This is a genomic window from Chromobacterium fluminis (assembly GCF_011602385.1).
Taxonomy (GTDB): Bacteria; Pseudomonadota; Gammaproteobacteria; order Burkholderiales; family Chromobacteriaceae; genus Chromobacterium; species Chromobacterium fluminis.
In genome coordinates this window covers 1-6,838 of sequence record NZ_JAAOMA010000095.1, presented here as the reverse complement: position 1 = coordinate 6,838, position 6,838 = coordinate 1, and the positions used below count along the sequence as shown (strand labels likewise).

Below are 6,838 nucleotides of genomic sequence, written 5' to 3'. Positions count from 1 at the left end.
GTTTGTTGCTTCTGCGGCTGGGGTTGCTTTAGTTCTTGAGCTACCTAGTGAAATGGCGGAGATGGGGGGCGGGAAGTTCCATATTCGTCTACGCGCGAATACTAGTGTGATATTACCTACTGTGACCGGTGGATGGGGATGGACTGAGTTTATTTTTCAGTTTGATGGAGAGGCCATTTTTTCTGGTAAGGGTCATCTGACTGTTAATATTCCAATGAAAATTGGACAGTCTAAAAGAATCGAAAATCCTGCAGATGGTTCTGCTCAAAGGGTAACTGTACCTGTGCCTCAGTATCCTGTTGGTGGCGCAGCTATCTTGAAGGGGCTGTATGGTTTTGGTGAGCATATGCCATGGGGGGATGTTGCCTTTGAGATTTATAAGCAAACGGAGGTTGGTGACTACTTAGTTCATTCCGCAACTTTGGATAAAAAAGTTGTGTATGTGGCTCCTGAGGATTATAGAGTTGCTTCTTGGCGTGAGTATTTTAAAGATATGGCTGCTGTTATGTATGGACAGGGTGTCTGGGCGGCCAATTGGAAAGGTAGTACTGTTGATACACAAAAGATTCACTTCCAAAGCCAACCCACCGATACCACCCGTCTGCTGCTGCTCACCCGTCCGGCGAATAGTAGTGAGAGCTGGCAATTCACCGAAGTCCCGCCGCTCAAGGTCAATGGCCAAGCAGTGAAAGGCCAGTTCGCCCTCGACTGGTCCGGCATGGCGCGTAAGGAGTATGAATTCCGCTACGTCGCCGTCAACGAGCAAGGCGTGGTGCGCAACGTTCGCCAGGGCCGGCTGAACCTCAATGACAGCGCCCCGACGATGTCCCAAAGCGACGCCGCCGTCGACAGCGCGCTGATGGACAGCAATGGCTGGATCCATCTGAGCAACCTCGGCGAGAACGCCACCGCCGGCCGCATCCGCTTCCGCACTCCCGGCGGCGAGTGGAGCACCGCCCAGGCGGTGGCCGGCACCAGCGTCACCGGCATCAAGGGCTGGTTCCAATTCCTGCCCTCCAACTACGGCCTGGCTGCCGGGCAGACCTGGGAGTATGAGCTCGAGCGCCTCGACGCCAACGGTCAATCGCTGGGCGCGGTGGTCGGGGCCTTCCGCCCCGGCGAAGCGGCTTCCGTCACCCAGCCCGTCGCCTGGCGCGACCAGCCGCAGATCGTTCACATCGGCGGCAATCAGCCGGCGGCGGCCACCCGCGGCCTGATCCGCTATCGGAGCGCCGGCGGCGCCTGGGCCGAAGCGCCGCTGAGCCGCGCCGCCAACGGCGAATGGGACTGGGATAGCAGCGCGCTGGCCAAGGGCCTGAGCGCGCCGACGGTCTACGACTTCGAATACCAGCTGTTCGACGCCAACGGCCTGATGCTCAACCGCGCCGGCGGCCAGCTGACGCTGGGCGGCGGCGCCGTTAGCGTCAACGCCAAGGGCCTGACGCTGCCGCTGATGGTCAGCTTCAACCCGCCGCAGACCCAGGCCGCCCAGCTCTTGCTGTCTTATCGGAGCAAGGGCAGCCAGGGCGCCTGGACCCAGGCGGCGCTGAGCCGCAACGCCCAGGGCCAGTTCGCTTTGAACGCCGACGCGCTGGCCGCCGGCGACTACGAGTACCGCTACCAGCTGGCCGACGCTCAAGGCGCGCTGCTGACCGGCGCCGATGGTTCGGCGCTGGACGTCAGCGGCTATCTGCGCCGCAACAGCGGCGTCGACACCACCCGTCTTGATTGGGTGATCACCGGCACCAGCCAGAGCGAGCACAACATCATTCGCCGCCAGCTGTACAACGCCTTCGGCGAAGTGAGCAGCGAAACCGACGGCCGCGGCAACCTCACCACCTTCGAGTACAGCGCCTTCGGCCAACTGCTGGCCAAGCAAGACCCGCAAACCGTGATCGTCGCGGCCGGCGACAAGGCTCCGCCGCCGGCGCGCACCCAGTACCGTTACGACGCGCTGGGCAATCTGGTGGCCACCGTCGACGCCAACGGTCAGCTCAACCGTCAAAGCTGGCTGGCCGGCGGCGAACGGGGCCAGGGCAAGAGCGGCGGGGAGGCGCACGCCGACGGCGGCGTCAAGCAGCTGGGTTACGACGTGTTCGGCAATCTGCGTGTCAGCGTCGACGAAATCGGCCGCCGCAGCGACTACCGCTACAACGCCAACAACCAGCTGATCAGCTACAGCCAGCCCCTACGCGCCGACGGCCGCCGCGGCGTTGACGAATACGACTACGACAGCGCCGGCCAACGTATCGCCCATCGCAACAGTGCCGATGGCCACACCACCCTAAGCGCCAGCACCCAATACGACAGCCTGGGCCGGGTGCTCGCCACCGTCAGCGCCGCCGGGCGCCGGGTGAGCTACCGCTACCAGTGGGACGCCGCCATCGCCGGCGCCGGCGGCATCGTCGTCGGCGGCTGGCGCAGCGTCAAGACCGACGCCAACGGCCGTAGCCAGACCGACGACGTCAGCCTGTTCGGCCATAAGGTGGCCCATGTCGACCTGGGCAACCACCGCTTCAGCTACCGCTACAACCACGCCGGCCAGGTGGCCGAACAAAGCGGCAGCACCGGCCAGCAGATCACTTACCAGTACTACGGCAACGGCTATCTGAAGAGCTTGTCCGACCACGCGCTGGACAGCTACACCCTGTACGAATACGACAACGACGGCAACAAGACCTTTGAAGGCTATACCAGCCTCAACAGCCAGAGCCGCGAGTTCTACCAGTACGCCAGGATAGAGTACGACGCGCGCAACCGGGTGACTCTGATCGAGGATCCCAAATTCCTGATCACCTACCGCTACGACGCCGTCGGCAACCGCATCAACGTCAACAGCGTCTACCACGACGGCGTCGACGGCCAGAAGCGGACCCAGGATTACTGGTACCGTTACGACAGCATGAACCGCTTCGTCACCACCAAGGGCAGCAAGATCGACGGCCAGATCAGCCGCGGCCCCCAGGGCGGCGACGGCGTCGACATCCTCTACAACGCCGCCGGCGAACGGGTGCAGGCCACCTATGCGTCCAACGGCAACGTCGAAACTTACAGCTACAGCGCCGACGGCTATCTGGAGAGCACCCGCATCAACGGCAAGCTGGCGGCCCAGCGCGACAACGACCTGCTGGGACGCGCCACCGCATACCGCGAATACCGCTGGAACGGCGACGGCGGCGTCAGCAGCCAGACCCAGTCCCGCTACGACGCCGACCACAAACTGCTGCAGCAAACCCGTGACAGCGCCACCACCACCTATACCCTGATGGCGGACGGCACCGTGGCCAGCAGCGCGCAGAGCAGCAGTGGCACCACCACCACCAGCTACTACGGCTATGAATGGTGGGACGAAGCCAAGCAAAGCACCATTACCGCCCAGCCGTACAACAAGGACGCGCCGGGTTGGGAAAAGGGCTACTCCCATCTGCGCTACAACGTCAACGGCCACCTGGCCGAAGCGCGCGACGAAGTGGGCCAGCGCAGCCTCCGCTACGTCAACAACGCCCAGGGCCTGGTGCTCAAGCGCGAGGAAATCGCCAAGGGCAGCACCTACAAACGGCAGGACTACTACTACCTGGACGGCAAGCAGATCGGCTCGGTGGGCAACGACGGCGCCAGCCGCGTCGACTACGCCCAGGCCTTGGCGCAAAGCCAGATCGGCAACCGCAAAGACCAGTACCGCGAAGGCCAGCCGGTGAACAGCGCCGACTTCGACCAGAACTACGAACCGATCGGGCCGAACTACCCGGGGCAGACGCCGGGCTTCGTCACGGTGAAGGCGGGGGACACCCTGCAAAGCCTGGCGGCGTCGCTGTGGGGCGACCAGGCGATGTGGTATCTGCTGGCGGACGCCAACAGCTTGAGCGGCAGCGAGCCCTTGGCGGCGGGTCAAGTGCTGACAGTGCCGAACAAAGTGACGAATGTGCACAACAACAGCGGCACTTACCGGGTGTATAGCCCGGGCGAGGCGATTGGCGATGTGACGCCGACGCTGCCGGATCCGCCGCCGCCGCCGCAACAGGGCGGAGGTGGCTGCGGCGGTTTCGGCTCCATCTTCATCGCTATTGTGGCGGTGGTCGCGGTGGTGGTGACCGCCGGAGCGCTGGCCCCGATTCTGGCGCCGGGGCTCGCAGCAGCAGGGAGCGGGCTGATGGCCTCTGGCCTTGCGGTCTTGGGTAGCGCAGGTGCGAGTCTGGGCGCACTAGCGGCGGCAGGCATTGCCGGTGCGGTGGGGTCCATAGCCAGCCAGGGCGTGGCGATGGCAATGGGGATGCAGGACCGTTTCTCCTGGGGCCAGGTAGGGCTGTCGGCGTTCTCGGCAGCGGCGACCGCCGGCCTGGCGGGGGCGTCCAACACCTCCTCGTTGTCGGCCTTTGCCGGCAAGGGGCTGGGCGAGACGGTGGCGCGGACGATGGCGGTCAACGCGATGACCCAGGGCGTGGCCATGGCCACGGGGCTGCAAAAGTCCTTCAACTGGACCTCGGTGGCGGCCAGCGGCGCGGCGGCCGGGGCCAGCAGCTGGATGGGCGACAGCCTGGGCTGGAACAGTTCGGATCCGGTGGCCGGCGTAGGTTACGGCACGCTGCGAGGTCTGGTGTCGGGCGGCATCCAGTCGCAGCTGACCGGCCAACGTCCTAACTGGAGCGCGATCGCAGCGGAATCCTTCGGCAGCGCGCTGGGGGATCAGGTGGTAAGTGGTATTCAGAAACGGGATGAGCGGCCCAAGCCAGAAGCGGAGCGCATGGCTCAAGCGATGGAGGAAATGCTGACCGAGGCCAAGCAGACTCGCTACGACAGGCGCGGGGCGATGGTGGCGGATGGGGGCAAGACCCGGTTGGTGTGGCAAGAGGTGGTGAGTGATGCCGGTCCTGGCTACTCGGTGGATGGCACCGCCTTGCGACCAGTGAGCAAGCCATTGCAGCCGCTGGAGGTGGAAGAGATAGATGTTATGGGGCAGCCCCTGAATGGCCGTTCCAACTACACTATCGGCCAAGGTTGGAGCAGGGTAATGTCGGGAGATGCCTCTCTGTGGGACTTCCTGACCTATCAAACTCCGGATGCGGCGCAGCGCCGGGCGGAACTCAATGCCCAGTGGGCGCCGAGTAAGTTGGTGCAGCAACTGGATATGCTGAGTAGCAGCCCGGTAGCGACAGCGGCCTATTTGAGCACAATCTGGAGTGGGGCCGGCCAAGCAGTACAAGATACGGCATTGACATTAGGTTACGCTGGCGGCAACGTGCTGGGAGCTTTGGCTGGCACCCGTACTGATGCTACACGGCTGGGTTTGTTGGGCGCATCGAACCCTGTGGGTGGGTATGGGTTGAAAGGGTTGGAAGGTTCTGGCGTAGTACTAGAGTTGGGGGGGGCAGGTAGACCAATAGAAGCTCGTACTAGAATGAGTCTCCCAAGTAAAATGCTTCGACAAACTGGTGGAGGCGGAAGCGTTGATCAAGCTGATGAGCTTTATGACATGATTCGTAAAAGTGATTCAGATGTAAAAGTTATTTCGACTAATACAGGCATAAAGGCTGGAAATATTCAAAAGGTTAAAGATCATGTTTTTTATAATGAACATTTGCTGGATAAATATGTAGACTATGGTATTCCTGCAGTTCGAACAAGGTTTGATAGTGATCTTAGTCAAGCATTGTCATGGCAAAGGCTGGAAAGTGGAGCTTTTACTAAGTTGGATATAATTTGGCTGAAACATGAAACAGCAGAGCGTTGGTATGAGCTAAGGCATGGTTCGGGTTATACAGATGCACACAATGCAGCTGAAAGAAAATGGACAGGAAATCCGTGGGAGTAAGGTATGCAATTTGTTGTTGATAATGGGATTTATAAGGTTGCCAGGGTAACGGGGCCGCAACATAATTTACTAGGAATTCGTCTTTCGGATTGTGATGAAGAAATGAAGGCTTTTCCACTCAAATTTAAGAGTGGTGAGAAGGTTAGGGTTAGTGAGGCTGACGTGCTTAGTCAAGTTAAGTCAGGCTTGGCTCTTGCCAATCAGGTTTTGTCGAAAAAATATTTCATCTCAGAGGTGTATTTTTTGCCATCAGATACTTGTGTGCCGGGGGTGTATGAGTTGTTGGTGGGAGAGTTGATTAGAAGAATAGATCATGGGGGCCATTTTCTAATGGCTTAGAAATTAAGTAGCTTGTGCTTAAATAAAGAGGAGGCAAAATTTTTAAGAATAAGCAAGTAGGGTGGGCAAGCCAAAAGGCTGCCCACACAACACTACCTTTGGCCGCGTCGTAATTTATAAGCCCAAGCCTCCCCAAAAGCCCCTCGCGGGGCTTTGGGCGTTAATAAGGCTCAAGCCAGTTCCTGCATCTGCCTCGTAGTCTGTTGCAAACGATGGGCGAAAGGTTCCAGCAAGCAATACACCTGCTCGCACTCCAGCGTGTCTAGTTTGGATTGTTCCAGCATCGCTGCCAGCGCCGACAAGGCGGTGCTGACTTGGTTGAATTCCAGGCCGAGCAGATGAAGGCTGTGATCGAAATGCTGGCAGGATTCGTCGAGCTGGCGTAGCAGCGGGTCGATTGGGTGGAGCGAGGTATTTTGCTGGCGCAAGCTTTTCAGTTGGAACAGCAAGGTTGACAGGCTTGGGATGTAGTGGGACTGGGAAGGCATGGTGCTAGGCATGGTAAGCCTCCAATAGTGAGCGATGAAGCCCACCGTCCGACGCTAACCGGGGCGGCGGGAACAGGAGGTGTCAGGAATTCTGTGTGCCGAGGTCGGTTAAACAAATCTCAGCCGAGAGCGTCAGTGAAGCGCTCGCCGAACAGAATAGCAAACTGGTTGGCTGCTTGCTTCCAAGTGATCGGCGGCATCT

Annotated in this window: 3 protein-coding genes; 2 read left to right on the top strand and 1 reads right to left on the bottom strand. The window is 60.1% G+C overall.

The window, feature by feature from the left end:
* Positions 1-505 precede the first annotated feature (505 nt).
* Together HA052_RS26745 and HA052_RS26740 are read left to right on the top strand one after the other, a co-directional pair.
* On the top strand, positions 506-5,809 hold the full coding sequence (locus tag HA052_RS26745) for a LysM peptidoglycan-binding domain-containing protein (RefSeq protein WP_166454387.1): 5,304 nt from the start codon (positions 506-508) through the stop codon (positions 5,807-5,809).
* A 3-nt stretch (positions 5,810-5,812) separates the two neighbouring features.
* Positions 5,813-6,148: a hypothetical protein gene (locus HA052_RS26740; protein WP_166454386.1), complete on the top strand. Its 336-nt coding sequence runs from the start codon at positions 5,813-5,815 to the stop codon at positions 6,146-6,148.
* Between the two features lie 170 nt (positions 6,149-6,318).
* On the opposite strand, the gene HA052_RS26735 is transcribed toward HA052_RS26740, so the two are convergent.
* Positions 6,319-6,648: a hypothetical protein gene (locus tag HA052_RS26735; protein ID WP_166454385.1), complete on the bottom strand. Its 330-nt coding sequence runs from the start codon at positions 6,646-6,648 to the stop codon at positions 6,319-6,321.
* Between the last annotated feature and the right edge of the window lie 190 nt (positions 6,649-6,838).

Excerpts from the sequence above, each read along its gene's own strand:
- HA052_RS26740 (WP_166454386.1), top strand. The coding sequence starts at position 5,813 with ATGCAATTTGTTGTTGATAATGGGATTTATAAGGTTGCCAGGGTAACG.
- HA052_RS26735 (WP_166454385.1), bottom strand. The coding sequence starts at position 6,648 with ATGCCTAGCACCATGCCTTCCCAGTCCCACTACATCCCAAGCCTGTCA.
- HA052_RS26745 (WP_166454387.1), top strand. The coding sequence starts at position 506 with ATGTATGGACAGGGTGTCTGGGCGGCCAATTGGAAAGGTAGTACTGTT.